Origin of the sequence: Lentzea sp. NBC_00516 (genome assembly GCF_036346835.1) — a bacterium.
Taxonomy (GTDB): domain Bacteria; phylum Actinomycetota; class Actinomycetes; order Mycobacteriales; family Pseudonocardiaceae; genus Lentzea; species Lentzea sokolovensis.
In genome coordinates, this window is sequence record NZ_CP107840.1 from 5,996,254 (window position 1) to 6,023,007 (window position 26,754).

Below are 26,754 nucleotides of genomic sequence, written 5' to 3' on the forward strand. Positions count from 1 at the left end.
GATGATGGCACCCCCGCGTCAGGTCGGGCGGACGAAGGGGAAGAGCACGGTCTGCCGGATCGACGTGCCGGTCAGCATCATCAGCAACCGGTCCACGCCCATGCCGAACCCACCGGTCGGCGGCATGCCGTGCTCCAGCGCCCGCAGGAAGTCCTCGTCCAGCTCCATCGCCTCGACGTCACCGGACGCGGCCTTCAACGACTGCGCCTCCAGCCGGCGCCGCTGCTCCAGCGGGTCGGTGAGCTCCGAGTAGGCGGTGCCGATCTCCGCACCGAACGCGACGAGGTCCCACCGCTCGGCCAGGCGCGAGTCGACGCGGTGCTGCCGGGTCAGCGGCGACACCGACGTCGGGAAGTCGATGTAGAAGGTCGGGCCGACGGTGGAGGCCTCCACGAACGAGTCGTACGCCTCCTGCACCAGCTGGCCGTGGTCCCAGTCGTCGTTGATCTCCACGTCCCGCGCGGACAGCAGTGACCGCAGCTCCGAGACCGACGTGTCCGGGGTGATCGAGGCGTCCAGAGCCGAGGAGACCGCTGTGTAGACCGGAATCACCGGCCACTGTCCCGACAGGTCGAACGTGCCGTCGGGCCGGTGCGCCACCTCGGAACCGAACGCCTCGCGCGCCGCGTGCTGGATCAGCGTGCGGACCAGGTCGAGCATGACCCGGTAGTCCGCATAGGACTGGTAGGCCTCGAGCATCGTGAACTCGGGGTTGTGGGTGGCGTCCGCGCCCTCGTTGCGGAAGTTGCGGTTCAGCTCGAACACCCGGTCCACGCCCGCGACGCACAGCCGTTTCAGGTACAGCTCCGGCGCGATCCGCAGGTACATCCGCATGTCATAGGCGTTGATGTGCGTGACGAACGGCCGCGCGTTGGCGCCGCCGTGCACGGCCTGCAGCATCGGCGTCTCGACTTCGAGGTACTCCTGCGCGTGCAGGAACTCCCGCACGCTGCGGATGACGTCGCTGCGCAGTTTCAGCAGGTGCGCCGAGTCCTGGTTCACCACCAGGTCGAGGTAGCGCTGACGGACGCGGGCCTCCGGGTCGGTGAAGCCCTTCCGCTTGTCCGGCAACGGGTGCAGGCACTTCGCGGTCATCGTCCAGGACGAGGCCAGCACGGAGATCTCGCCGTGGTCGGACTTGATCACCTTGCCGGTCACGCCGACGTGGTCGCCGAGGTCGACGTCCGACTTCCACGACGCCAACGCGTCCCCCAGCGCGTCGACGGACAGCATCAGCTGGATCTCGCCGCTGAAGTCCCGGATCCGCGCGAAGCAGAGCCTGCCCATCTCCCGCAGCGCCACCACGCGTCCGGTCACCGACACGTCCTCGCCGAAGCGTTCCCGTGCCGCGGCAAGAAGATCCGTGCGGGCGAACCCGACCGGATACGGATCGACGCCCTGGGACAGGAGCCGTTCGACCTTCGCGATCCGCACCCGGACCTGTTCCGGCCTGCGCACGGCCTTCGGTTCGATCCGGATCGCGTCGATCTCGGCGACCTTCAGCGCGAACTCGGAGCTCACGTCGGTCTTCTGCAACGCCCGCTTGCGCAACGACCGCAGCGACGGCACGAAACCCTCGGCGACACCGGCGGCGATGCTGACCCGCGGCAGCGAACGGGAGCGCTGGTAGCAGAGGAAACGCGGCTCCCACTCCGGCAGGTACTTGGCGTTCGACCGGTACAGCGACTCCAGCTGGAAGAACCGCGAGGCGAGCGACAGCACCCGCCGCCACGCCCGCAGCACGGGGCCGGCGCCGATCTTCTCGCCCTCCTCGAACACCGCGCGGAACATCGCGAAGTTCAACGAGATCCGTTGCACGCCAAGGTGTCCGGCGGCGGCCGCGAGCTGGGCGACCATGTACTCGTTGAGGCCGTTCTCCGCCGCCCGGTCGCGGCGCATCAGGTCCAGGGACACGCCCCGGCGGCCCCATGGCACGAACGACAGCAGGCCGCGCAACGCACCCGACTCGTCGTAGGCCTCGACCATCACGCACCGGCCGTCGCTCGGATCTCCCAGGCGCCCCAACGCCATCGAGAACCCGCGCTCGGTCTCGGCACCGCGCCAGGCCTCCGCGAGGTCCAGAATGGACGCCATCTCGTCCGGCGCGATCTCGCTGTGGCGGCGGACCCGCGTGGTGTACCCGGCCCGTTCGACGCGCGACACCGCCTGACGCAGCCCGCGCCGTTCCGGACCGGCCAGGTTGAACTCGCGGACGTCCAGGATCGCCTCGTCGCCGATCTCCAGAGCCTTCAGGCCGGCGTCGGAGTAGACCTGCGCTCCTCGTTCGGAGGCGCCCAGAACTCCGGGCATCCAGCCGTAGGTGCGCGCTTCGGACAGCCACGCCAGCACGGCCTCAGGCCAGTGCTCGTCGTCGCCGATCGGGTCGGCGGACGCCAGCGTCACGCCGCCGATCACCCGGTACGTCAACGCCGCCCGGCCGGACGCCGCGAACACGACGCTCTTGTCGCGCCGGGTCGCGAAGTAGCCCAGCGAGTCGGGCTCGCCCTCCGCCGCCAGCAGCCGGCGCACGTCCAGCTCCTGTTCGCCGGTGATCATGCTCTGCGAGCGGACACCTCGGAAGAAGATGTACATCCCTCGGGCCGCGACGAGCGTGCCGCCCAGACCGAGGAGCACGCTCAGCCACTGCGGGCCCTCGGGGATGTCGAGCCTGCCCAGCCGGACGACCTCACCCGTCGCCTGGTTCGCCGCCCACGCGACCTTGTCGAGCTGCTCGACCAGCTTGCCGGGGAAGATCTCGGCGAGTCCCCAGCCGAGGAGGACCAGCGCGATCATGCCGAGCACGAACGACGCCAGCGCCCGCCGCCACGCACCACGGGCGACGCGGGCAGGGAACGCCTCCCGCACCGCGACCAGCAGCACCACGAACACCAGCGAGGTCGCGACGCCGGCACCGAGAAACACCCAGTGCGGTTTCTCGCCCTCATCCAGGATTTCTTCAGGCGCCAGGGCCAGGATGACCATGATGAAGCCGACCAGCACCAGGCCCATGACCTGGAACAGCAGCAGCGTCCACAGCGCCGCTCGCTTGTGCCTGCGCAGGGCGGCGCCGAGGACGAAGAACACCATGGCGATGAACAGGTTGCCGTCGATCGGCAGACCGAAGAAGTACCCGATGCCGTCCGCGACGTCGGTGAACCAGCTGTCCTCCGGCAGGATCACTCTGAGCAGCGACAACGCCCCGGCGAGCTGCACGATCGTCGCGATCGTGCCCGCGGTCTTCCACTTCCACGCCGGTGCCACTGCATCTCCTGAGGTCAGCCGATGACCGCCATGATTCCGTCTTCGGCCGGACGAGTGCATGTCGCGTCCTCCGGGCGTGTCGAGGCACCCGTCGTGGTGCTCAGCTCAGGCCTGGGCGGGGCGTGGTTCGACTGGGACCGGACCGTCCGTCTGCTCGAACCACTCGCACGGGTGATCGTGTTCGACCGGCCCGGCCTGGGGCTGAGCGGTCCTGCCCGGCGCGGGCCGTCGCTGGCGCGGGAGGTGGCGGTGCTCGACGCGGTGCTGCGCGGGGTGCCGCGGGCGATCCTGGTCGGGCACTCGATGGCGTCGATGCACGTCGAGGCCTACGCGCGGCTGCGGCCGCATCGGATCGACGGGGTGATCCTGCTCGATCCGGACGCCGAGGCGCCGGGCTCGGGGGCCCCGTTCGACCTGTCGGCGGTGGTCGCCCAGGGCATGCGGGCGTTCGGCAGCCGCTGGCTCGGCGCCCGGTTCACGCGGCGGTACGGGCACTCGTTCCGCAACCTGCTGACCGCCGTCTCGACGCTCGGCGTGACCGATCCGGCACCCTCTGACCTGGTCGAACTCGTCTACCGGCGGCCCGGTGTCGGGCGGGCGGTGCTGTGGGAGCTCGCGTCGTACCCCGGTCAGGTGGCGACGCTCGAACGGCTGCGGGGGCGCCGGCCGTTGCCTCGTGTGCCGTTCCTGGTGCTCACGGCCGGACGGAAGGTCTGGCCGGAGCACCGGTCGTTGGCCGCCCTCGTGCCGTGGGGACGCAACGTGCCGGTGCCCGGCAGTCGGCACATGATTCAGATGGACCGCCCGGACGCCGTGGTCATGGCCGTCCGGGAGGTGCTCAGGGGTCTACCCGGCCACTGAGCAGGCAGAACTCGTTGCCCTCCGGGTCCTGCAGGGTGTACCAGCTCACGTTGTCGCCCTGACCGATGTCGGCACGCGTGGCGCCGAGCGCGAGGAGACGCTCCAGTTCCTCGTCCTGCTCGCGGTCGGTCGCCCGCACGTCGATGTGCAGGCGGAGCTTCTGCAGCTTGCGGTCGGGGTTGCGCAGGAACAGCAGCGTCGTGCGCCGGTCCTTCGGTCCGATCTCCACCGAGACGTCGTCGCGGTCGAGGATCTCGTAGCCCAGAACTTCTCCCCAGAAGGTGGCAAGGCGTTCGGGATCGGTGCAGTCGAGTACCAGTTCGGTGATTCGTGCGGCCACGCGTGTGACGGTAACCGCATCTGCATTCCGTTTCCGGCTGACGGTGCCACTCTGGAGTTCGGCAACCGTGCACCAAGCGCCCGGGGACCCGCTGATGCGGGCCTCGAGGAAAGGACCGGTCGACGATGACCACTGCCGATGTTTCCGCACCCTACGGCTCCGGAGCGGGCCAGAAGCCCCCGGCCAAGCGGGTTCGCGTTCACCACCTGCGTGAGATGAAGGAACGTGGCGAGGCGTGGCCCATGCTCACCTCGTACGACACGTTCACCGCCTCGATCTTCGACGAAGCCGGCATCCCCGTCCTGCTGGTGGGCGACTCGGCGTCGAACACCGTCTACGGGAACGAGACCTCGCTGCCGGTCACGGTGGACGAACTCGTACCGCTGGTACGCGCGGTGACGCGTTCGGTCAAGCGTTCCCTCGTCGTCGCCGACCTGCCGTTCGGCTCCTACCAGGTGTCGGTCGAGCAGGCCGTCGCGACGGCCGTCCGGTTCATGAAGGAAGGCCAGGCGCACGCGGTCAAGCTGGAGGGTGGCGCGTACTTCGCGCCGCACATCCGGGCGATCACCGCCGCGGGCATCCCGGTCATGGCGCACATCGGCTTCACCCCGCAGTCCGAGCACCAGCTCGGCGGCTACCGCGTGCAGGGGCGTCACGACAACCACGACGTCGTGGTGCAGGACGCGCTGGCCGTGCAGGAGGCGGGCGCGTTCGCGGTCGTGCTGGAGATGGTGACCGCCGAGGTCGCGAAGCAGATCACGCACGACCTCGTCATCCCGACCGTGGGCATCGGCGCCGGTCCGGACACCGACGCCCAGGTGCTGGTGTGGCAGGACATGATGGGCCTGAACCGCGGCAAGGCGCCCAGGTTCGTCAAGCGCTACGCGGACATCGGCAACATCATGCTCGGCGCGGCCACCGAGTTCGCCAACGAGGTGCGCGGGCAGCAGTTCCCCGGCCCCGAGCACACCTTCCACTGAGTCTTGTCGCTCAGCGGGTCCAGACTTCCGGGTCTGGACCCGCCGGCACGATTCCGGTCGGATTGATGCCGTGGTGCGTCACGTAGTAGTGGCGCTTGATGTGGTCCCAGTCGACCGTGTCGCCGAATTGCGCGTAGAGGCGTTTCGCATAAGCCCACAGGTTCGGCATCTCGGCGAGCTTGTTCCGGTTGCACTTGAAGTGGCCGTGGTAGACCGCGTCGAACCGGACGAGCGTGGTCCAGAGCCTGATGTCGGCCTCGGTGAGCTGTTCTCCGACCAGGTAGGTGTGGTCGGTCAGGTGCTCCTCGATGCGGTCCAGTCCGGTGAACAGAGCTGTGTAAGCCTGCTCGTACTCCTCCTGTGACGTGGCGAAACCGGCCTTGTAGACGCCGTTGTTGACGTGGTGGAAGATCGGCTCGATCCAGGCGTCGATCTCCTGGCGCAGGTGCTCCGGGTAGAGGGTGCTCTCCGGGCGCCACTTGAGGCTGAGGTCCAGGGTGATCTGCGGGTAGTCGTTGGTGACGACCTCACCGGTGGTGGTGTCGACCAGCGCGGGGACGGTGACTCGGCCCTCGTAGTTCCCGTCGGCCTTGTCGTAGGCCTCTTGGAGGTAGTCGATGCCCAGGACCTGGTCGGTGCCCTGGAAACGCCAGCCCTTCTCGTCGCGGATCGGGTCGACGACGGCCAGTGAGATCGCGTCTTCGAGGCCGAGGAGCTTGCGGACGATGACCGCGCGATGCGCCCACGGGCAGGCGAGGCTGACGACGAGCCGGTAGCGGCCGGGTTCGGGCTCCGGCCGCGCGGTGAAGCGGTTCGGCTGACGGACGAACGCCCCCGTGGTGGAGGTCTCCTGCGAGAACTGCGCCATGTGTCCGACGATAGGCCCATGTACCCGGAGATCGAGCCCCACACGTCAGGCCACCTGGACACCGGTGACGGCAACCTCGTGTTCTGGGAGGAGTGCGGCAACCCGGACGGCAAGCCCGTCGTGTTCCTGCACGGTGGCCCCGGCGGCGGTTGCTCGCCGTCGCACCGGCGCCTGTTCGACCCGTCCGCCTACCGGATCATCCTGTTCGACCAGCGCGGGTGCGGGCGTTCGCTGCCGCACGCGTCGATGTCCGGTGATCTGTCGCTGAACACGACCTGGCACCTCGTGGCCGACATGGAACTGCTGCGGACGTCGCTGGGGATCGACCGGTGGCAGGTCTTCGGCGGGTCCTGGGGTTCGACGCTGGCGCTGGCGTACGCCGAGAAGCATCCGTCGCGCGTGTCGGAACTGGTGCTGCGCGGGATCTTCACGCTGCGTTCGTCCGAAGTGGACTGGTACTACCGCGGCGGAGCGGCGAACCTCTTCCCCGATCTGTGGGAGAAGTTCAGCGAGCCGCTCGCCGGTCTCTCGGGTGATCCGGTCGAGCTGTACGCGAAGCTGCTGGCCTCGGACGATCCCGAGGTGCACGGACCGGCGGCGGTCGCGTGGAGCACGTGGGAGGGGGCGACGGTGACGTTGCTGCCGCGGCCGGAGCTGGTGGCGGAGTTCGCCGTGCCGGAGTACGCGCTGGCGTTCGCGCGGATCGAGAACCACTACTTCGTGAACCACGGGTGGTTCGAGGAGGGGCAGCTGATCCGGGACGCCGTGCGGCTCAAGGACATTCCCGGCGTGATCGTGCAGGGCCGCTACGACATCGCGACGCCCGCGGTGTCGGCGTGGGACCTGCACAAGGCCTGGCCGGAGTCGGAACTGGTGCTGGTGCCGGATGCCGGGCACGCGTACGACGAGCCCGGCATCCTCACGGCTTTGCTGGAGGCGACTGATCGGTTCCGCGACTAGCGCAGGCCGATCCACTTCGCGCTGGACGTCGTGCAGGTGTCGACCGCCACCTGCGCGGTGAGGCACTTGTTGGTGCCCACGTTGCGGAACTGGAACGAGGAACCCGACGCGACGCGGCGCCAGCGCTGGCCGGCGCTCGTCGTGCAGGCCTGGCCGAGCACGTCACCGGACGAGGTGGCGGCCAGGCACTTGTCGGTGGCCATGTTGTGCGGCCAGTCGACGCCACCGCTTATCGGGACGATCCAGCGCTGCTCGTCGGAGAGTTCGTTGCACGGCTTCAGAACGACGTTGCTGCCGGTGTCGGCGAGGCAGCGGGTGCTCCCGGCGAGCTGGTAGACGACGACGGGTTCGGCGCTGGCCGGGAGAGCGGTGAGCGTGACGGTGGCGGCGGCTGTCGCGATGATCGCGGCTAGTTTCCCCATGGCCGAGAATCCTGACAGCGCCGGGAGTTCCGCGAATCCACCCGTGGTTGTCAACCCTGGCCGTAGTCGAGTGCCCTCTGAAGACCAGGTTTTGCTTCTACGAGCGAAGGCCCGTACCAGGTCAGGTGCCGGCCGTTAACGAGCACGTACGGCAGTCCGGGAAAGCTCTCCGGGCCGTCCTCGTGGGTGAACACGTACGGCTCGTCGGGAAGGATCACCAGGTCAGGGCGCCTGTCGTTGAGCTGCTCCAGGCTCGGACGCGGGTAGCGCTCCTCGTCGGAGGCGTAGACGTTCTCGATTCCCAAGCGCCGCAACACATCGGTGGCGAAAGTATCGCGGCCGACGACGACCCACGGGCGGCGCCAGACCGGGACCAACGCCGTGAGCTTCGCCGGTGCCGTCTCGCGCCAGAGGTCTTCGGCCTTCGTGAGCCACTCCGGTTCGAGGTCCCAGCCGAGCCCGAAGAGCCTCCTGAGCGAGGCCAGGGCCATCGGGACCGTCTTCGGCGCCTCGGTCACCCAGACGTTGACGCCGTTGGCGCGCAACCGGTCCACGTCCTCGGCGCGGTTCTCCTCGGAGTTGGCGATCACGAGGTCCGGTTGCAGGTTCAGGACCTTGTCGACGTCCGGGTACTTCGAGCCACCGACCCGCGCGACGTCCAAATCGGACGGATGGGTGCAGTAGTCCGTTGCCCCGACGAGGGCTCCGGGCACGCTGACGGCGACGGCCTCGGTGATCGACGGCACCAGACTGACCACACGTCGTGGCCGGTCGAGCGGGACCGGCTCACCGAGGTCGTCGGCGGGAAGCATCAGACGCCCGTGATCTTCAGACCGGCGTGGGTCTTGTACCGGCGGTTGATCGCGATGAGGTTCGCGGTGAACGCCTCGACCTGGTGCGCGTTGCGCAGCCGCCCGCCGTAGACGCCGCGGAAGCCCGGCACCAGCTCGGCCAGTTCGCGCACTGTGTCGGTGGCCTCGCGGTCGTCGCCCAGCACGAGCACGTCCATGTCCACTTCGGACACCGAGAGGTCGGCCAGCAGCACGGCGGACACGTGGTGGAACGCGGCGGTGACCTTGGACTCCGGCAGCAGGAGCTCGGCCTGCTGGGCCGCGCTGCCCTCGGTGACCGGGAGCGCGAACGGCCCCTGCTTGTCGAAGCCGAGCGGGTTCACGCAGTCGATGACGATCTTGCCGGCCAGCTGGTCGCGCAGGGACGCGAGCAGGTCCGCGTGGCCGTCCCACGGCACCGCGACCAGCACGATGTCGGAGTCGGCCGCGCAGTCGGAGTTGTCCGCGCCCCGGACGTCGCCGCCGGCGATCTCGACGATCTCCTTGGCCGCCAGCTCCGCCCGGTCGGCGCTGCGGGAACCGATGATCACCTTGAGGCCCGCCTTGGCCCAGCGGATGGCGAGGCCCTTGCCCTGGGCTCCGGTGCCGCCCAGGACGCCGACGGTGAGGTCACGAATGTCAGTCACCCCTGCATCTTCACACGACCCGCCGGAAGCGGGCTGCCCAACGTGACCTTGGGCTCTCAGACCGCCTTGAACCGAACGCGCCGCTCAGCGGGGTCGGCCTCGTCCAGCCGGACGCGAATCCGCTCACCTTCCGGCAGGCGCTTCCCGGTGCACTTGGCGAGGATCGGCGGAGCGGACACGAACACCTCGGCGTCGTTGTCGCCGGACCGCAGCACGACGGCGTCGAACTCCTGCCCGACCCGTCCGGCCAGCACCCACGCCTCGGCCTGGTCCAGCGACGCCCGCTCCACCTTCGACGCCAGCGAGTCCGAGGCCCCCATCAGCGACGGCAGCTGCGGCAGCGCCTCGGCCAGCCAGGACGGCAGCTCCTGCCCCGCCGTGACCGCCAGGCACACCTCGGTGGCGAAGCGGTCCACCAGGCGGCGCAGCGGCGCGGTGACGTGCGTGTACGGAGCCGCGACACCCGCGTGCGTGACGACCTCGGGAACGGATCCGTTGAACGCCGAGTAGCCCGCGCCGCGCAGCAGCCGCGTGGCGTCCGTGAACAGCGCCAACGCCTCCGGCGTCGAGGCGTCCAGACCGGCCAGGAACGCGCCCGGCGACAGGTCCGCGGGCCACGCCACCTTCAGGGCCGCCGCGTCCTTGCGCAGCGAGGCCACGGCCTCGGCGTCCGGATCGGGCAGTGTGCGCAGGATGCCGACGCGGGCCTCCAGCATGATCGAGGCGGCGGCCATGCCGGTCATCAGCGAGATCTCGGCGTTCCAAGAGTCCACCGCGGCGCGCGGCCTGGTGACCAGCTTCCAGCCGTCCCCGTTGGACTCGATCTCCTGTTCGGGCAGCTGCAGCTCGATCGCGCCGCGCTGACGGGCCAACTCGCGCCGCAGCGGCCCGAACTCGGCCAGCGCCGCCACGGACGGGTGCGGATCGCCCGCGTCGAACGACTTCTGCACCGACTCGTAGTCGAACTGGGCCGTGGACCGCACCAACGCCCGTCGCACCTCGACAGCCGTCGGCACGCCGTCAGCCCCGCAGGTGAACGTCCACAGCACCGCGGGCCGCACGACGCCTGGCAAGAGAGAGGCCGCGCCCTCGGAGAGCACGGTGGGATGCAGCGGCACATTGCCGTCAGGCAGGTAGATGGTCTGACCGCGCCGCCGGACCTCGAGATCCAACGGGCCGCCGGGCGTCACGAACAACCCCAGGTCGGCGATCGCGTAGTGCACGACGAAGCCGTCACCGGACTTCAGCACGCACAGCGCCTGGTCCAGGTCCTTGGCGCCGGGCGGGTCGATCGTCACCAGCGGCAGCGAGGTGAGGTCGGGGCGATCTCCCGGGGAACGGGAGATCGCCGCCTCTGCCTCGGCGAGCACGGCCGCGTCAAAAGCTGACGGCAGGCTGAACTCGGTGCGGATGCCGTCGAAGGACACGTCCGCACGGCCCGTGCGGATCACCAGGGAAGCCACCCGCACAGACTAGTGGCGTGACCTGGAACGTTGCCGGGCGCATTCGCGGTCAGACGGGTGCATCGTGGTGCCGCCCCCACGTCCTCATACTGGACGTATGGGGGCGTGGGGGCGGTGCCGCGAGGCGCTCTGCTGAGCGTGAATGCGCTCGCCAACGGGCCAGGTCACGCCACTAGGACCGGAAGATCAGTCCTCGTCGGCGCCGCGCCACTTCTTGTCGGACTCGTCCGCGGCCTTGGTGCGTTCACGGGCGATCTCCAGAGCGTGGGCCGCGGTGGCCTCGTCCGGGTACGGGCCCATGCGGTCGCCGCCCTTGCAGCCCTTGCCCTGCTCCACGGTCTGGTGGGTCAGGCAGAAGTACCAACCACTGCTGTCACTCATCTGCGTTCGCCTCCCAAAGGCGCCGGGAATCCCCGCGGCGGCGTCGACTGGTTGGCGTTGGCGTACTCCGACGGGATCGGATCCAAACACGAGACCAGCACCGTGCGGTCCTCGGCGTTCTCGATCTTACGTCCGGAACGGTCCCGGTAGACGAGAGATCCGTCGGAGTCGATCTCCATGATGGCGCCGACCTCGGCCAGCTGTTCCTCGTCGAGATCGGCGAGCTTCTCGTAGCGCGACGGCACCACGCGGTAGACCGGCCACTTCAGGTGGCCGTACGTCCGGTGGAAGTCCGCCAGCAGGTGCACCAGGTGCTGCTGCCACGGCAACGGCATCGCCTCGGCCAGCGCACGCGGGATCACCACGTAGTCGGCAGAGACTCCCGGAGCACCGGCCGCCACGTAGTCACGCACTGGTGTGCTCGACGCGGGTGGTCCGGAAGGCCTCGGGATGGGGTCGTGGTTGAACATGCAGCGCCTCCCCGCGATCTACACGCCCGGCCGGACGGCCAGCGGCATCAACTCTTGATAATTCCAGTTGATCTTGCTGATCTTCACGACGTCACCCGTCTGGGGGGCGTGGATGTACTCGTCGTTGCCGAGGTACATGCCGACGTGGTGCACCGAGCGCGGGTCCGCGGTGTTGTACGCCCAGAAGATCAAGTCACCGGCTTGGGCGTCGCGCACCGGAAGGTGGGCGCCGCCCTTCTCGTACTGGTCGTTCGCGACGCGCGGGATGCTCACACCGGCCGCGCCGAAGGCCTTCACCAGGATGCCGGAGCAGTCCCACGCGTCCGGGCCGTTGCCGCCCCACAGGTACGGCTCGCCCAGCTGCTCCTTGGTGAACTGGATCGCGATGCCTGCCGCGTTCGACGCCAGCAGGAACTCCCCCGCGCCGGAGCCGCAGCCCGCCGGGTCGCTGATCGCGCCCAGCTCGCTGAGCAGGAACGCTCCCATCGACTCCCAGTTGTGGTACCGGTCGGGGAACGCCGAGCGCTCCACCGCCTGCGCCGAGTCACCGGGCCGCTTGTTCTCCCAGTCCGGCACCTTCAGCAGCACGTCGTAGAACTTGTTGATCGCGTACGTCGGATCGGTCACCTGGGCGGGAGTGCCCCAGCCCATCGACGGACGCATCTGGAAGATGCCGAGCGAGTCGCGGTCGCCGTAGTTCAACGGGCGCAGGCCCGACTCGGTCATGCCCGCCTGGATCGCGATCTGCCACGCGAGCGGCGGCAGCTTGCGCTCCTGGCCGATGGAGATGATCCGCGCGACGATGTTGCGCTGCTCCTCGTTGAGGCGCGCCGCGTCGGCCTGCCCCCTGGCGGCGCCGCCACCCGCGTCCCACGGCCCGATGGCCGCGTTGCAGCTCATCTTCAGGACGTTCCCGCCGGCCGCGGGGTTCGTGGAGTTGCTGACCACCTGCGACACGCCCGACGTCGCCACCGCGATCACGACGATCGCGGCGAGCGCCCCGATCAGCAACATCACGCGCATGGGTCAACTCGCCTTCGTGTAGCCGTTGACCCGCCACTCGTTGCTGGGCGAGAGCTTGATCAACGTGATGACGACCTTGCCGGTGTCCGTTCCCACCTCGAAGTCCGCCGACGACACGGTCGACCGCTTGGCCGCGACCTTCTGAGTGATCTTGTCCGGCACGTTCTTCGGGTCGATCGTCGCCATCTGCGCGAGGAACTCCTCCGTCGTGTACGGACGGAGCTGCGCGAGCCACTTGGTGACGTCGTTGTCCGGCGGCGGCTTGATCCAGTTCTCCGCCCACAGCTCGGCGATCAGCTGCGCGTCCGCCGCGGGAGGGGCGGCCGACGCGGCGTTCGTGGGCGGCGGCTGCTTGGTCGGCAGCGAGACGCCGCTGCTGCCCGGCAGCTGACCGACCTGGGTGCCCGACGAGGAAGTCGAGGTCTGACCGGCCGCGGACGGGTCCGTGGCCTTGCGGTCGAGCACCTTGGGGATGACCACGCCGAGCGTGACGACCAGCACCACGAAGATGATGATCGAGGCGCCCAGGTGCCGCGGGGAACGCAGCGGCCAGCCCCACAGCCTGCGATAGACCGCGGCACGGCCGCGGTTGGTACGGATCGGCATCTACGCTCCCCTCAGCTGTTGTCTCGGACTTCGAAGCCACGCGACGGCCGGTAGATCACGTGCACCGGACGCCCCGCCACGACTTCTGTCTCTGCCCGGCGAGGTTCCTGCGCCGGCGCGGAGTAGCCGCCGCCGGAACGCGACGGCACGAGCACCGCGTCGTCGACCCGGTCCCACTGCCTGTCGGTGACCGTGGGGCTGTCCACCACGCGCGACCGGGCGACGGGCAACGCCGCCGGACCCGATCCCGAGGGCAGCGCGCCCGCACGGACGCCGTTCCCGTGGGAGCCGCTGACGATCTGGCCGGGCTGCGAGTCGCGGTCGAGCCGCTGGGCCGTCGCCATGACCGGGTTCGAGGCCTCCGGGCGCACCCGGCCGCGACCGCGCTGCGGTGCCGCGTCGCCCTCGGCGTCGCTGTCCCGCACGGACTCCCAGAACTCGTCCTGAGGCGTCGGGCCGGTCTGCTTCTTGCGGCCCATCATCTTGGACCAGACGCCACCGCTCATCGGCAGGACGTTGCTGGCCGAACCGACCGACATCTCGACCATCTGCCACATGCGGCGCAACGGTTTGCCGATCACGAAGCACACGAGTGTCAGCATCAGGCCGAGCAACGTGCGCGTCAGCAACGACAGCCCGGTCGCGTTGAAGATCGCCTGCAGCAGCAGCGCGTGGACACCGGCGAGGACCGCGAGCACCAGCACGTTGAACACCGTCACGGCGGCCGCGCGGGCGACCTTGCGCAGCAGGTCGTGGTGCAGCAACGCGACCAGGCCGATGAGCGGCCCGGCGAGCGTCAGGATGCGCAGCAGCAGCTGGGCCAGCAGCACCGCGGCCTTCGCGAACAACTGGAACAGAGAGAACGCGACGGACTGCAGCAGCGCCAGGAAACCCGCGCCGGTGCGGCTGCCGTCGGTGCCGTCGAAGTAGCCCTTGGAGGTGCCGAGCTGCGCTTCCAGCGCCTTCCACTCGGCCTTCTTCGCGTCCAGGGCCGCCTGGTCGCCGTCCTTGCCCTCGGCGATCTCGGCGGTGGTCCAGGCCTGCGCCTTGAGGATGCGCGGGCCGAACTCGGCGGCCTGCGGTGCCTCCGGCGTGCCGAACGCGCCGCGCAGCCAGCTTTGGTAGACGACGGCGTCGTGCAGTTTCGTCGGCAGGACGTGGAGCGTGCCTTGTTCCTCAGGCGCCTCGATGAACCCCGCCTGGATCTCCGACGTCTTGGAGACCAGCGTGTTGTCGAGGAGGTTGTAGAACTGCGGCAAGGCCAATGTGGACGTTGCCAGCCACATGGCCGCCAGCGCCCAGAGCCCGCGTTTGGAGATCGCGGCGAAGTCGCCGGTCCAGATCTGCCGGAACATCAGGATCGCGAGGAGCAACGCCACCAGGCCGAACCAGCGCAGGTAGACGTTGTCGTAGACCTTCTGCACGCCGTTCTTCACGGCGTCGTCCAGCGGGACCAGCAGACCGCGGCCCATGACGGTGTAGTGCAACGCGTTCGTGGCGCCGACGATGTTCTTGCCGATGCTGAACAGCTCGTTGCCCGCCCACGTGTCGAGCGTGGCGTTGGCGTCGGGCAGGACGTTGCACTTGGCGTTGTAGTTGTGCCAGACCATGCCCGCGTAGCCGTACTCGAGATACGGCGAGCCGGGCAGGCCGTTGCCGACGGGCGGGTCGAGCGCGCCGACCATGCCGGCGCCGGGACGTTCCGGATTCGGTGCCTCGCCACAGGTTTGGGCGTGCGCCATCGGGGCACCCATGACGACCTGCAACGCCAGGATGGCCGCGACGAGGCCGACCGACCTGGTGCGTGCTGACGCGCGCAGCGCGAACCGCCGCCTTGCCCAGAGCAAGGCGGCGATCGCGAGCACGATCGTCAGCGCCGTCATGCGCCGCCGTCCCGGTGGCGGTTGGTGCCGTCACCGTGGGCCACCAGCTGGGCCTCTTCCTCCGTCAGTCCTAGTTCCATGTCCGCCGCCAGTTCGTCGTCGATCTCGTCGGGCACGTAGGCGGGCGGCTTCGGGGCCGCGTTGGGGTCGTCCGCCGGCACGAGCTCGCCCTTGCCGTTGTCGCGCTTGGCGTCGGGGGTCGTGTCGAGGGCGTTGCGCAGGTGCTCCAGGTGCGGGCCGCTGAAGTCGATGCGGATCCGCTCCACGCCACCGGCGCCGTCGCCGAAGATGAACTGGCGGGGCGCGCGGTCGCGTTCGGTCGCGTTGCGCTCGCCACCGGGGCGGCGGCCGAGCGAGGCGACGACCTGCTCGTACCCGGCGCCGATCGGCACCTTGAGCAGCCGCAGCGCGTCCGCCTGCGCCGAGTCGTCGTCGAGCCGGCCGACGAAGACCGAGTCGAGCAGCGTCACGAAGCCCTGGATCTTCAGGAAGTCGGCGGGGATCTGCGACGACAGCAGCACGCGGACGTTCCACTTTCGCGAGTCACGCGCGAAGCGGTTCATCAGCACACGACCGGTCGGGACCTCGGAGAGGAAGAACGCCTCGTCGATCCAGACGCCCTTGCGCTGGTCCTTCGGCTTCTCGTAGATCGAGCGCTGGGTGAGCCAGGCGGCGAGGTTGAGCATCTCGACGCCGAGCGACTCCGCGTCCGTCCAGTGCTCGCGGCCGACGCCGTCCTTCGGCAGGTTCAGGCCCGCCATCGTCAGGACGGTGAGGCGGTCGTCACGCACCTCGTTGTACGGGTCGTGGTTCTCCTCGGGGATCAGCAACGACATGCGCTCGCGCATCTCGTCGAGGAAGTCCGCGACGACGACGGCGTGCTCGTGGTGCTCGGACGCGTCCCGGCGCAACGCCTCGAAGACGAGACCGGGGTGCGCGTCGAAGCGGCCACCGACCGTGCGGACCGCACGCAGCAGCGTGATGCGCGTCTGCGGCAGCCGGGCGACCTCGTAGGGCAGCAGACCGGTGAGCACGTCCAGCACGAGACGACGGCGGGTCGCGGCCGCGAGGGCCTTCTCCCGGCGCCAGGCCCGTTCCGGGTCCTCCTCGTCGAGGAAGTGGTCGAGCAGCGGCTCGGCGACCACCCGGTACGGGTTCAGAATCCCGGGCTGGGCGTTGAGCAGGTTGATCGGCCGCGCGTAGGGCCGCAGCTCCGGCAGTTCGCACAGCGCGGACAGCGGACCGGACGGGTCGAGCAACGTCCAGTGCGCGCCGGCCCGCAGGGTCTTGTAGACCATGCCGCCGCCGAGGAACGACTTGCCGGCGCCCAGGCCCGCGACCATCGCCGTCAGACCTGAGGCGTCGCGGAGCTCCTGCGCCATCCACGGGTCCCACGCGACCGGGCGACGGGTGGCCGTGACGGTCTCGCCGAGCAGAATGCCGCGGCGGTCACCGACCTCCGCCGTCGCGGTCGGGACGGCGGACGCGGCCCACAACACGCTGCCGCGGCGCAGGTACGCGCCGTTGGACAGCGGCTCGCCGGGGATGAACTCGCGGGCGATCGCGTACTGGGCCTCGGGGTGGTCGATCGAGACCTTCGGCTTGTACAGCTCCAGCAACGACTGGGCGAGCCGCAGCGCCTCGCGCTCGGTCGGGCCGGACACGGCCAGGCGCCACCAGCTGCGCACCCGGGTGCCCAGCGCGGTGAAGCCCGACGTCATCTCGTCGTCGATCTCCAGCACGCGGCCGGCCTGGCGGGCCAGCGACTGCGGCGGTTCCAGCTCGTGCTCGTCGGTGTAGTGCCGGACCTGCGAGCGGACCTTGCTCATCTGCCGCGACAGCTCGCCCGACACCTCTTCGGGCTTGCGCACGTAGATGCGCGCGGACCACTCGACGGAGGCGGGCAGCCGGTCGGCACGCTGCACCCACGGGTCGTCGACCTCGGGGATCTGCAGGCCGTGCATCAGCCCGACCGTCAGCACGCAGACGTGCCGCTTGATGCCCGCGTTCGAGCCGGTGCGGCCGCGCACGGTCACCGTCGGTGAGTACGGCTCCTGGTGGAAGTCCGCGGCGTCGGTGAAGGACGCCAGGTCCTCCGGTTCCCACGCGGCACCGGGCACGGCGGGCAGGTTGCGCGGCGCGGGCAGGCCCAGCGAGCACGACCGGTGCATCAGCCAGGACATCTCCTCGGCCGTCGCGGGACGGCCTTCGAGACCCGCGGACCCGATGACCTGGTCGAGGTGCTCGACCTCGGAGTCGAGCGCCACCAGTTCGGCGTCGACGGCGTCCGGGAAGACCTTGCGCAGCACGGGGGCCGCGCGTTCGACCGCGCGGTCCATCATGTTGCGGGTCTGCACCTGAACGCCCAGGTAGACCTCTTTCTCCGCCATCGAGCGGCCCATGAGCTGCTGCTGCTCGCCGACCATGTAGTCGTCGAACGACAGCGTGCCGGGAGTGTCCGGCAGGCGCTTGACGGCGTTGTGCACGTGCGCCTCTGCCCACATGCGGATGGGGTACGGCCGCGTGGTGACCCGCAGGTGCATCCAGCGGCCCTGCAGCTCGGCGTACTGGCCCGCGATGGCCGCGATCAGGTCCTGGCGCTGCGAGTCGCTGCGGAACGACCAGCGTTGCGGCGCGAGCCGGTACCAGGCGTAGACCTCCTGGCCGGTGCGCAGCAGGTGACCGTCGATGCTGCGCGCGGCGATCGACGGTGTGTAGCTCGGCACGGACTGCTCGCCGGGCAGGCGACGTCCGCGCTTGGAATACGCTGCCCTGTCGCGCTCGCGCGGGTCCGCGGCGGCGTGCTGGGCGATGTGCTGGGCGGAGCGACGGTCACGGTCTCGCCGGCGTCCGAACACCGCGAACCTCCTTCTTACGGCTGTCTGACGTCCGGCGGGGCTGGGCCTGCTGTCTCGCCCGTCGTTGTTGTTTCTTGCTCAACTTGGGACGAGGCCGCTGCGGACTGACCCGGATCCGGGCGGCACTGGCCGCTCCGCCGGTGCTTGCCGTGCGCTCTCGAGGTGCCGTCAGCTCGCGGACCCACATCGACATGACGGCCGTGAGGGGCCGTTCATGGCTGATCCGCTGGGTGATGAAGCGGGTGAGGATGATCGTCGCGACGAGGGCCCACGCGGTCGAGAAGAACCCGAACCCGACGCCCATCTGCCGTTCGATCGTGAGTACGACGAGGAAAACGACGATCCCGACGCCCCACGCGACGTATCGCGCGCGCCAGGGAAAAGTCGCTTTGGGCGGACCGAGCCAGACGGCGTCGACCCGGTAGACCTCGTCGTCAGTGCGGACCCGCACGGATCAGCCTCCGACGAACAAGCCGGCGAGCCACTTGCCGATGTTCGCGCCGGCGTCGGTGGTGACGGCGAGGCCGATGATGGCCAGCGCGACGATCACGCCGCCCAAACGGCGCATGACACCCGCGTTGTCGCCTTTGCCGCCTCCCAGCCAGAGCAGAAGCAGCGCGACCGTCAGCAGCAGCAGGGGGACGATGTTGTTCAGGATCCAGTCACGGACATTGCTTGTGCCCGGCACCGTCGGCTGCTGCTGAGCGAGTGTCACCAGGTCCATGGCGGTCATTCGGTACTCCAGAGTGCGCGGGGGCTTGCGCTACGAGTAGAACACGAGTTCGTCACGACGTGTGGGGCTGTTGCTGCGGGGTGTAGATCATCTGGCCGTTCCCCCTGGGAGGAATTACGTCTAATCTGGCCGACACATCATCACTGAGGAGACGTCAGTGGGGAACACCCGGATCGAGATTCTCTCCGTCGCTGGCAAGGTTCACCCGACTGCGAACGCCCTGGTCACCCACAGTGCGTGGGCCCTAAACACACGCACGTGTACATCCATGTGAATGCCCTGATCGGCCGGTTCGCGACCCCGTCGGCAGACACGGCGGGCGCAAGCCGGAGCGACGACTCCGAGGAGATTCGCCCATGCTCGAACCTGACCTCGTGCCGGACGGAAGTGTGGACGGAATCACAGCCTCCCCTAATGCTCCAGGCGTGGATGAGCCTACCGGGCAGAGCACGCAATCCCGGCGCCGGGTCCAAAGGACGATCAACTTCGACAGGTCGGTGCTGGAACGCGCGCGTGCGGCGGCCACCTACCTCGCCTCCTACGAGCCCCAGGCGGGGGTGCGGTCGCTCGCCGACATCGTGAATCCCGCGGTGCTCGCCTACGTGACCGAGTTGGAGGAGCTCTACAACTCGGGGGAGCCGTTCCGGCCCGTCCTGAGGATGCCTTCCGGGCGGCCGGCCAACCGGTGAAGCCCGACGACCGAGGGGTCGCCGGGCTTCGTCGTGCGTCCGGGCTCCTAGGAGGCGCCGGAGATCCGCCAGAACAGGCCGGTCGAGGCGTAGTCAGGGCCGACGCCCGTGCCCTTGCCCCAGAAGTAGTCGTTGAAGTTGCCCAGTCCACCCGCCGTGGTGACGGGGCCCATGGTCGCCCAGCGGACCGCCGCCGGCTGGGTGTCGATGCTGGCCTGCGCCCACGCGTCGCGGACCTTCATCGGGTTGTTCCACCACAGGAACGGCGAGCGCCACATGTAGTGACCGAACTTGCCGCCGTGGTTGGCGGAGTTGTAGCTGACGGTCGTGAAGCTGTTGATCTGGTGCAGGCCGCGGAACGCCTGGCCCCAGCGCTGCGCCCAGGTCTGGCCGCCGGTGCTGTCCTCGAGGATCTGGCAGGTGAACAGGCTCATCCACTCGACGTCGTTCTGGCCCCAGCGCGCGTCGGTGTTCGCGAGCTTGTTGTCGGTGTGGTTGGAGCAGCCGGTGAAGTAGAAGCCGGTGCCGGAGCCGTGGCCCTGCCAGTAGGTGAGGTCGACGTCGTCGGCCCAGTTCGTGTCGTCACCGCCGGCGAAGGCGGGGTCCTTGAAGTCGCTCTCCCACGCGTTGGCGTTGAGCCAGCTGAAGTCGCGGGCGATGCCGTGGTTGCTCGCCTCGGTGTTGAACGTGCCGATGTTGGCGACGGTGTTGGGCAGGCCGGAGCAGTTGCCGGTGCCCTCGCTGCCGACCTGGGTGCCGACGGCCTGGCTCTTGAACTGCTGCTCGGGCCGCGGCTCCTGGCCCGGTCCCGGCTGCGGCATTTCGGCGCCGACCGCGGCGGGCAGGGTGATGGCCTGGGGTGCGCCACCGTCGTCGTTGCGACCGGCGCAGCGGAACGAGGGCTCGACCTTGTCGACCTTCTCCTCCAGCGGCGGGGCCACGTAGACGTAGCTCACCTCGGGCTTCACCGAGGCGCCCAGGTACTTCTGGCACAGCTTGGCGCCGTACTCGAGGTCGTTGACCTTGACGGTGCCGGCCTTGTCGTAGGTGCGGGCGGCGTGGCTGACCGCCGTCACGCCCTGCGCGTCGAACGCGACGCGGATGTTCGCGCCCTCGCCCTCCAGCGGGAGGCCGTCGAGCTGGAACGTGTACGAGACGCTCGTGTCGAGGTTGGCCGTGAGTGCGTTGCGGCCGTTGGTGTCCGACAGTTCGAACGTCGTGTGCTGCGCGCTGGGCGTCGCGTTGGCCGGCAGCACACCTGCCGCCCGCAGGCCTTCCTGTGCGCGCTTGGCCGCGTCCTCGGCGGGGATGGTCTTGATGCGCTTGATCGCCTCGGTGTCGAGCGCGGTCTGCGTGGTGGCGTTGCCGTCCTCGTCGGGCCTGCCCTGTCCTTTGTCGACGGTCGGCAGGTACTGGTAGCGCTGCTCGTCCGCGAAGGACACCGCGCCGGCCTCGGATCTCTGGACGTCTTTGAGGCCGAACGCCCGTTGCAGCTTCTGCGCCTGTTCCTGGTCGAGACCGGAGCTCTTCACCCCGTAGACGGGCAGTTCCGTGGCGTCGGCGGTCGCGACACCGACCACTCCCGCGGTGACGAGACTGGACAGGGCCAGCACCACCGTCAGCTTGCGTTGCATGTCTGTTCCCTCCCTTGGAGACGGCCGGCTGCAGGGGCCGACCGTCTGACAGGAGGATCTGGCGTTATTCGCCGTGATACCGAGAGTGGACTTTTACGACGGGCGCGCCACTCGAACGGCCGTAATTCTGTAACACCCTTGGGGCAGCAAGGGACTTAGAGGCGGACACTTGGATATTTGATGCCCGCACCGGTGTTCAGCACGACCACTTCGTCGTCCGCCGTGAGCCAGCCGTCCTCGCGCAGCGACCGGACCGCGCTGATAGTCGCGGCACCTTCCGGGCACAGGAACACGCCTTCGAGGCGGGCGGTTTCGGCGCGGTCGGCCGCGATCTGCTCGTCGGTCACCGCCACCGCCGTGCCATTGGTTTCCCTGATGGCTTGAAGGATGATGAAGTCCCCCAACGGTTTCGGCACGTTGATCCCGAACGCGCCGGTGTAGGCGCCGTCCCAGAACGTCGATTCGGCCTTGCCCTCGTCGAACGCCTTCACGATCGGCGCGCATCCGGTGGACTGCACGGCGACCAGGCGCGGCAGCTTTCCGTCGATCCAGCCGAGCTCGCGCATCTCGTGCAGCGCCTTGTGAATCCCGATCAGACCGACCCCGCCGCCGGTCGGGTAGATGATCACGTCGGGGACGCGCCAGCCGAGCTGCTCGGCGATCTCGTAGCCCATCGTCTTCTTGCCTTCGATGCGGTAGGGCTCGCGCAGAGTCGACGCGTCGAACAGGTCGACGTCCGCGATGGCCTTGGCGGCGTCGGCGATGGTGCCGGGCACGATCCGCAGCTCGGCGCCGCTCGCCTCGACCTCTTCACGGGTGATCAGCGGGGCGTCCTCGGGCATCGCGATGACGCTGCGGATGCCCGCGCGCGCCGCGTACAGGGCCCAGGCGGCGCCCGCGTTGCCGTTGGTCGGCATCTTGATGCCCTCGATGCCCAGCTCCTTGGCTCGCGCCACGCCGACGGCCGCGCCACGGGCCTTGAACGAGCCGGTCGGGATGAGCGACTCGTCCTTCATGAGGATCTTCGCGTCCAGCGCCCGGCTCAGTGCGGGCAGCGCGACGAGCGGGGTCATGCCCTCGCCGAGGCTGAACGCCGGATCGAGGTCGCGGACCGGGAGGACGTCGCGGTACCGCCACAACGAGTTCTCGGTCGTCGGACGGGCGACTTCGGTGAGGTCGTAGCGCGCCAGCAGTGGCGACGCGCACTCGTGGCAGAGGTTCTGGACGGCGTTGGCGTCGTGTTCGCGGCCGCAACGGGCGCATTCCAGATGCGAGAGCATGACTTCATGCATACAGGCGGATGAGCCGGCATGTAAGCCGGATCCTGTTCATGGGACCGAGGTCCCAGTCGGCGGCCATCCATCTGGGCCTGCCGTTGCCGACAGGCTCTAGCAGCCTACCCGCGAGCATCGGGCGGGCAGCCCTCGAACGCTCGCGCAGCACCTTCACTTGCGATCCGGTGCCCTCTTGGCCTTGCTCCGGGTGGGGTTTACCTAGCCGCCCCAGTCACCTGGGGCGCTGGTGGTCTCTTACACCACCGTTTCACCCTTACCGCGGCTTTCGCCGAGGCGGTCTGTTCTCTGTGGCACTGTCCCGAGGGTCACCCCTGGTTGCCGTTAACAACCACCCTGCCCTGTGGAGTCCGGACTTTCCTCGACAGCCTGCGTCACTGACACAGCCTGCCGCGGCCGCCCTGCCGACTCATCCGCGCTGACCAGGATATCCCAGCGGCTGGGAGCAGTTGTCCACCGGTGCGGACGTTGGTTGACTTCCGTCATGACACGACGTCGCCACGTCGACTACGGCCGCGTGGCAGCAAGCCTGTGTTGCCTCCGCTGAGTGCGTTCTTCGTGCCCGCGACCTCAGGGAGTGCCTTGTCATGTCCGATCTGCTGATCATCTCCGGTGCGCCGTCCCACTCCGCGCCGACCGGTGTCGTCGTGTCGTTCGTGGAGGAGCGGTTGCGGGCCGCCGGGCACCGGGTGTCGTTGCTCGACGTGCGGTCGCTGCCCACGTTGTCGCTGCTCACCGAGGACCTGCGCGATCCGGAGATCTCCGATGCCGTGAGCAGTGTGCTGTCCGCGGACGGCCTGGTGGTGGCCTCGCCGGTGTACCGCGCGGCGTACAGCGGGCTGGTGAAGGCGTTGCTCGACCTGCTGCCGAAGAAGGCGTTGCGCGGACGTGCTGTGCTGCCGTTGGCGACGGGTGGCAGCCAGGGCTTCCTGGTGGCGATGGACTACGCGCTGCACCCGTTGCTCGCGGCCAAGGGCGCGGACCAGGTGGTGCGCGGCGAGTTCGTGCTGGACCAGAACGTGAACACGCCCGGAGCGGCCGCCGCTCTGGAAGCGGCGGCCGACCGGTTCACCGCGGCGCTGACGCCCCGGCTGCGCAAGGTCAGCTGAGCTTGTTCGGCAGCACGTAGACGGCGCTCATGTCGGAGTTGTGCTGGGCCGCCGTCCTGCGCCCGTCGGTCATGCCGGTCGCGACGCCCTGCACCGCGCCGGTCTCACCGCCGAGCCACTTCACGAGCACGTAGGCGTTGAACCGCGGCGCGCAGTCCGGACGGACCTTCAGACCGGTCTTCTTCAGCGGCACGACGACGTGGTGCACGTAGTACGGCGTGTCCAGCACGACGTTGGTCGAGGTGTCGCTCTGACAGAGCGTGCCGTCGGCCTTCCACTGGTTCACGATGAGCGTGAACGACGCCTTGGACGTCCTCGTCTTGTCGCACTGGCCGGTGGTGTGGCAGATCATGTACTCGACGTCCGCGACCAGGTCGAGGCTCTTGACGTCGGGCGTCACGTCGAACGTGGACAGCACCGGCTGCCGGGCGACCGGGTTCGTCGCGTCGACCTTGTAGAGGCCGGGCGGGACGACGCTCTGGATCGGCTTGCCGGCGGCGTCGTTGACGACCGAGGCGTTGGCGATCTTCAGCGAGCCGCTGACGAGCCTGAGCGTGGAGTCGTCCCAGCCCAGACTGGCCGTGCGGATGAAGGCGGTGCAGGTGACGCGGGTGGCGACGCCGGGGTGCACGAGCTGGCTGGCCGTCAGCGTGATGTCCTCGAACTCCGACTTCCCGGCCTTCTGGTAGACGTTCTGGCCGAGCACGGTGTTCTTGCTGCCCCCGGCCCACTTGCACACGATCTCGTTGTCGAACAGCGAGCGGATCGTCGCGTCGTTGACCCGCATCACCGCGACCACCTGGGCGGTCTGCGTGGCGGACATGTCGAGCGTGACCGAGCCGAGCGCGACGACGTTCTGGTCCGACGTGCCGTCCCTCGGGATGCCCGGTCCCAGCACGGTCTGCGGCTCGAACGCGACCGTCGTGGCCGCCGACGCCGCGGGTGCGTTCACCGCCACCAGTGCCATCGTCATGGCGGCGACCAGCGCCAATGCCTTTCTCATGCCCACCCCTCACCGATCCCCGGCCGTGAAGCTCCCCCTCACGACCGGGCGAACGTATCGAGGCGTTCTACACGTCCCCTACACGGCTTTTCCGGGTCAGCCGAGGTGCGAGGTGTCGTTCACGAGCTTCACCGACGCGGGCCCGTCCGGGTAGAACTCGGCGATCGAGACACCCGTGAGATCGAGGTGCATCCGGAACAGGAACTGCGGCCCGACGTCCAGCGCCTGACGGAGCATCGTCTTGATCGGCGTGACATGGCTGACCAGCACCAACGTCTTGCCGCCGTACCGCGCGATGATGTCCGCCCGCGCCTTGCGCACCCGCGCGTGCACCTCGTCGAAGCTCTCCCCGTTCGGCGGCTTCACGCTCGTGTCGCCCAGCCACCGCCGATGCACCTCGGGATCCTGCTCGCTCGCCTCGGCGAACGTCAGCCCTTCCCACGTGCCGAAGTCGGTCTCGATGAGCCCCTGATGGGTGACGACCTCCAGCCCGATCCTGTCCGCGAGCTTCTTCGCCGTCTGCTGAGCCCTCTGCAACGGCGAGGAGATGACGGCCGCAATGCCGTCCATTTTGGACAGCCGCGCCGCAGCCTTCTCCGCCTGCTCCAGCCCGAGCTCCGTCAGCGGGTGATCGCCCCGCCCCGAGTAACGCCGGTCGACCGACAGCCTCGTCTGCCCGTGCCGCAACAGGATCACGCGCGTGGGCTCCCCCGTCGCGCCACTCCAGTGCGGCTGCTTGGCACCCTCGGCCTTCGCTTCGGGTTCGCTCTCGGCCTTGCCCTGGGCGTCCATGGCCTCGTTCGCGAGCCGGTCCGCATACTTGTTGCGCTCGCGCGGAATCCACTCGTAGGTGATCTTCCCGAAGGCGCTCGCGACCTCCTGCGCCTCCCGCGCGAGCGGCTGCATCGAGGGGTGCTTGATCTTCCAGCGCCCGGACATCTGCTCGACGACGAGCTTGGAGTCCATCCGCACGTCCACGGTCTCGGCGTTCAGCTCCCTGGCCGCCCTGAGCCCCGCGATGAGCCCCTGGTACTCGGCCACGTTGTTGGTGGCGACACCGATGAACCCCTTGCGCTCGGCCAACGTCTCGCCAGTGAGCTTGTCCCGCACAACCGCGCCGTATCCAGCAGGACCGGGGTTGCCCCGCGAGCCGCCGTCAGCCTCGACGATCACCTTCACGGGCCGATCGTAGCCCCGCGTTCAGGCCCCTCCGGACGCCCTGTATTCTGTTCACATCAGTCTGGGTGGCGGAATGGCAGACGCGCTAGCTTGAGGTGCTAGTGCCCGAAAGGGCGTGGGGGTTCAAGTCCCCCCTCGGACACTGATTTTATCCCTACCAACAGGGCGGATGCTCCCATCGAGCGTCCGCCCTGTTGCGTTGTGGACGATCCCCAGGTTCGGTTCACCAGGCCGTTCAGATCCGCCTCGGAGGATCCTCCAGGATCTCGGCCAAGCGAAGGGTGTCGCTCAGATACCGCTCGTAGGGGAAGCCCGCGTCGAGCAGGGCGGTGCGCAGTTCGTCGTACATCGGCTTCCCGTTGTCGTGGAACGCTTTGCCGCCCGCCTCGGTGAGGCTGACCAGGCGACGACGCGCGTGCTCGGGGTCAACGCGGACCTCCACGTGCCCTGCCGCCTCCAGCGGCCGCAGCGCTCTGCTGATCGCCGGGTCGGACACCGACAGCGCCTGCGCGAGCTGGTGCTGTGTCGCCGGCTGGATCTCCTCCAGGGTGCCCAGCAACCGCAGCTGGCTGTAGGTGAGCCCGTCCTGGTCGGCCTCCCGCTGCCGGGCCGATTCTCCGAGCAGGTACACGACCCGGTGCAACAGGTCCGCAAGTCCGTCGTCCACGGTGTCGATCATACCTGAATGTTGCGCGGTTAATATTAACCATGCAAGACTCGAAGCATGGACACGTTCTCCTACCTCGCCCAGACCTCGTCCCCCCTGCTCTGGCTGCTGATCGCGGTCGTCGGCGCGGCCGTGCGCACCCGCCACAGCCCGTCCCGCGCGGCGAAACTCGAGACCTGGCAGCGGTGGTGGGCGGGCGTCGCGCTCGGCTGCGGCAGCCTGTGGCTCGTCATCGCGTTCCTCGTCGTCCCGGACGAGATGGCGGCCACCATCGGCTTCGCCCGCACCCCGTTCGAGTTCGAGATCGCCTTCGCCAACCTCGCCCTCGCGGTCCTGGCCTTCCGCGTCGCGTCCCCGTCGGCCACCACCAGGGAACGCGTACTCGTCGGCCTGGGTGCCGGGATGTTCCTGTGGGGCGCGGCGATCGGTCACCTCCACCAGTGGTTCGCGGCCGGCAACCACGCACCGGGCAACACCGGCGGCATCCTGGTCTACGACGTGCTCGCACCCGCGGTCCTGATCGTCCTCGCGCACAGGGCGCAGCGACTGTCCAGTGCGAACGAGTCGGCTCTCGCGAGCCGGTTGTAGGTTCCCG

General features: G+C 69.0%; 26 protein-coding genes, 1 tRNA gene and 1 other RNA gene. 7 read left to right on the forward strand and 21 right to left on the reverse strand.

Annotated elements, in window-relative coordinates:
* Nucleotides 1-18: 18 nt before the first annotated feature.
* Nucleotides 19-3,321 (reverse strand): bifunctional lysylphosphatidylglycerol synthetase/lysine--tRNA ligase LysX, encoded by a 3,303-nt coding sequence (lysX, locus tag OG205_RS26850; protein ID WP_442916590.1) that lies wholly within the window; start codon nt 3,319-3,321, stop codon nt 19-21.
* On the opposite strand from lysX, the gene OG205_RS26855 reads away from it, so the two are divergent.
* Complete coding sequence (locus OG205_RS26855; protein ID WP_330270817.1) at nt 3,283-4,122, forward strand: alpha/beta fold hydrolase; 840 nt, start codon at nt 3,283-3,285, stop codon at nt 4,120-4,122. The two genes, lysX and OG205_RS26855, sit on opposite strands and share 39 nt — an antisense overlap.
* Here OG205_RS26855 and OG205_RS26860 read toward each other — a convergent pair.
* The gene (locus OG205_RS26860; protein WP_330270818.1) at nt 4,100-4,462 is read right to left on the reverse strand and encodes a VOC family protein; all 363 of its coding nucleotides are present in this window, start codon (nt 4,460-4,462) and stop codon (nt 4,100-4,102) included. The genes OG205_RS26855 and OG205_RS26860 overlap by 23 nt on opposite strands.
* Before the next feature lie 125 nt (nt 4,463-4,587).
* On the opposite strand from OG205_RS26860, the gene panB reads away from it, so the two are divergent.
* A complete protein-coding gene (gene panB / locus OG205_RS26865) occupies nt 4,588-5,442 on the forward strand; it encodes a 3-methyl-2-oxobutanoate hydroxymethyltransferase (protein ID WP_319980072.1) in 855 nt (284 codons plus the stop codon).
* A gap of 10 nt (nt 5,443-5,452) precedes the next feature.
* Here panB and OG205_RS26870 read toward each other — a convergent pair whose 3' ends face one another.
* A complete protein-coding gene (locus tag OG205_RS26870; RefSeq protein ID WP_330270819.1) occupies nt 5,453-6,310 on the reverse strand; it encodes a glutathione S-transferase family protein in 858 nt (285 codons plus the stop codon).
* 18 nt (nt 6,311-6,328) lie between these two features.
* On the opposite strand from OG205_RS26870, the gene pip reads away from it, so the two are divergent.
* The gene (gene pip / locus OG205_RS26875; protein WP_330270820.1) at nt 6,329-7,270 is read left to right on the forward strand and encodes a prolyl aminopeptidase; all 942 of its coding nucleotides are present in this window, start codon (nt 6,329-6,331) and stop codon (nt 7,268-7,270) included.
* Here the strand turns inward: pip and OG205_RS26880 are convergent.
* From OG205_RS26880 to OG205_RS26935, 12 genes are all read right to left on the reverse strand, one after another.
* Nucleotides 7,267-7,692 carry an RICIN domain-containing protein gene (locus tag OG205_RS26880; protein ID WP_330270821.1) on the reverse strand — a complete coding sequence of 142 codons (426 nt, stop codon included), beginning with the start codon at nt 7,690-7,692 and terminating at the stop codon, nt 7,267-7,269. The genes pip and OG205_RS26880 overlap by 4 nt on opposite strands.
* 50 nt (nt 7,693-7,742) lie before the next feature.
* Nucleotides 7,743-8,504 (reverse strand): helical backbone metal receptor, encoded by a 762-nt coding sequence (locus OG205_RS26885; RefSeq protein WP_330270822.1) that lies wholly within the window; start codon nt 8,502-8,504, stop codon nt 7,743-7,745.
* On the reverse strand, nt 8,504-9,169 hold the full coding sequence (gene npdG, locus OG205_RS26890; protein ID WP_330270823.1) for an NADPH-dependent F420 reductase: 666 nt from the start codon (nt 9,167-9,169) through the stop codon (nt 8,504-8,506). The genes OG205_RS26885 and npdG overlap by 1 nt, the downstream gene beginning before the upstream one ends.
* Before the next feature lie 56 nt (nt 9,170-9,225).
* A complete protein-coding gene (locus OG205_RS26895; RefSeq protein ID WP_330270824.1) occupies nt 9,226-10,632 on the reverse strand; it encodes an RNB domain-containing ribonuclease in 1,407 nt (468 codons plus the stop codon).
* A gap of 186 nt (nt 10,633-10,818) precedes the next feature.
* Nucleotides 10,819-11,013, reverse strand: coding sequence for a hypothetical protein (locus OG205_RS26900; RefSeq protein WP_330270825.1), 195 nt, complete (start codon nt 11,011-11,013; stop codon nt 10,819-10,821).
* Nucleotides 11,010-11,483, reverse strand: coding sequence for a hypothetical protein (locus OG205_RS26905; protein WP_093602180.1), 474 nt, complete (start codon nt 11,481-11,483; stop codon nt 11,010-11,012). Before OG205_RS26905 ends, OG205_RS26900 begins: the two co-directional genes overlap by 4 nt.
* A gap of 18 nt (nt 11,484-11,501) precedes the next feature.
* Entirely contained in the window at nt 11,502-12,506 is a 1,005-nt protein-coding gene (locus OG205_RS26910; RefSeq protein WP_330270826.1) for a C40 family peptidase, read from the reverse strand.
* A 3-nt stretch (nt 12,507-12,509) separates the two neighbouring features.
* Nucleotides 12,510-13,112, reverse strand: coding sequence for a hypothetical protein (locus tag OG205_RS26915; RefSeq protein WP_330270827.1), 603 nt, complete (start codon nt 13,110-13,112; stop codon nt 12,510-12,512).
* An 11-nt stretch (nt 13,113-13,123) separates the two neighbouring features.
* On the reverse strand, nt 13,124-14,995 hold the full coding sequence (locus OG205_RS26920; protein WP_330270828.1) for a hypothetical protein: 1,872 nt from the start codon (nt 14,993-14,995) through the stop codon (nt 13,124-13,126).
* The gene (locus tag OG205_RS26925; RefSeq protein WP_442916591.1) at nt 14,992-17,853 is read right to left on the reverse strand and encodes an ATP-binding protein; all 2,862 of its coding nucleotides are present in this window, start codon (nt 17,851-17,853) and stop codon (nt 14,992-14,994) included. Before OG205_RS26925 ends, OG205_RS26920 begins: the two co-directional genes overlap by 4 nt.
* The gene (locus OG205_RS26930) at nt 17,828-18,304 is read right to left on the reverse strand and encodes a hypothetical protein (RefSeq protein ID WP_319980082.1); all 477 of its coding nucleotides are present in this window, start codon (nt 18,302-18,304) and stop codon (nt 17,828-17,830) included. Before OG205_RS26930 ends, OG205_RS26925 begins: the two co-directional genes overlap by 26 nt.
* 3 nt (nt 18,305-18,307) lie before the next feature.
* Nucleotides 18,308-18,586 carry a hypothetical protein gene (locus tag OG205_RS26935; protein WP_170176263.1) on the reverse strand — a complete coding sequence of 93 codons (279 nt, stop codon included), beginning with the start codon at nt 18,584-18,586 and terminating at the stop codon, nt 18,308-18,310.
* A gap of 425 nt (nt 18,587-19,011) precedes the next feature.
* On the opposite strand from OG205_RS26935, the gene OG205_RS26940 reads away from it, so the two are divergent.
* Nucleotides 19,012-19,275, forward strand: a complete 264-nt coding sequence (locus tag OG205_RS26940; RefSeq protein ID WP_245822284.1) for a hypothetical protein — start codon at nt 19,012-19,014, stop codon at nt 19,273-19,275.
* A 47-nt stretch (nt 19,276-19,322) separates the two neighbouring features.
* Here OG205_RS26940 and OG205_RS26945 read toward each other — a convergent pair whose 3' ends face one another.
* From OG205_RS26945 to rnpB, 3 genes are all read right to left on the reverse strand, one after another.
* A complete protein-coding gene (locus tag OG205_RS26945) occupies nt 19,323-20,909 on the reverse strand; it encodes a DUF6345 domain-containing protein (protein WP_330270829.1) in 1,587 nt (528 codons plus the stop codon).
* Between the two features lie 155 nt (nt 20,910-21,064).
* Nucleotides 21,065-22,189 carry a threonine synthase gene (locus OG205_RS26950; protein ID WP_330270830.1) on the reverse strand — a complete coding sequence of 375 codons (1,125 nt, stop codon included), beginning with the start codon at nt 22,187-22,189 and terminating at the stop codon, nt 21,065-21,067.
* A 17-nt stretch (nt 22,190-22,206) separates the two neighbouring features.
* An RNA gene (rnpB, locus tag OG205_RS26955) (RNase P RNA component class A) lies at nt 22,207-22,613 on the reverse strand.
* 175 nt (nt 22,614-22,788) lie between these two features.
* Here rnpB and OG205_RS26960 point away from each other — a divergent pair.
* The gene (locus OG205_RS26960) at nt 22,789-23,310 is read left to right on the forward strand and encodes an NAD(P)H-dependent oxidoreductase (protein ID WP_330270831.1); all 522 of its coding nucleotides are present in this window, start codon (nt 22,789-22,791) and stop codon (nt 23,308-23,310) included.
* On the opposite strand, the gene OG205_RS26965 is transcribed toward OG205_RS26960, so the two are convergent.
* Entirely contained in the window at nt 23,303-24,313 is a 1,011-nt protein-coding gene (locus OG205_RS26965) for a hypothetical protein (protein WP_330270832.1), read from the reverse strand. The genes OG205_RS26960 and OG205_RS26965 overlap by 8 nt on opposite strands.
* A gap of 96 nt (nt 24,314-24,409) precedes the next feature.
* A complete protein-coding gene (locus OG205_RS26970) occupies nt 24,410-25,486 on the reverse strand; it encodes a bifunctional RNase H/acid phosphatase (RefSeq protein WP_330278234.1) in 1,077 nt (358 codons plus the stop codon).
* Nucleotides 25,487-25,551: 65 nt separating this feature from the next.
* On the opposite strand from OG205_RS26970, the gene OG205_RS26975 reads away from it, so the two are divergent.
* Nucleotides 25,552-25,634: transfer RNA gene (locus tag OG205_RS26975), tRNA-Leu, on the forward strand.
* Between the two features lie 93 nt (nt 25,635-25,727).
* Here the strand turns inward: OG205_RS26975 and OG205_RS26980 are convergent.
* Nucleotides 25,728-26,171 carry a MarR family winged helix-turn-helix transcriptional regulator gene (locus OG205_RS26980; RefSeq protein ID WP_330270833.1) on the reverse strand — a complete coding sequence of 148 codons (444 nt, stop codon included), beginning with the start codon at nt 26,169-26,171 and terminating at the stop codon, nt 25,728-25,730.
* A gap of 45 nt (nt 26,172-26,216) precedes the next feature.
* On the opposite strand from OG205_RS26980, the gene OG205_RS26985 reads away from it, so the two are divergent.
* Entirely contained in the window at nt 26,217-26,747 is a 531-nt protein-coding gene (locus OG205_RS26985) for a DUF6790 family protein (protein WP_330270834.1), read from the forward strand.
* Nucleotides 26,748-26,754 lie beyond the last annotated feature (7 nt).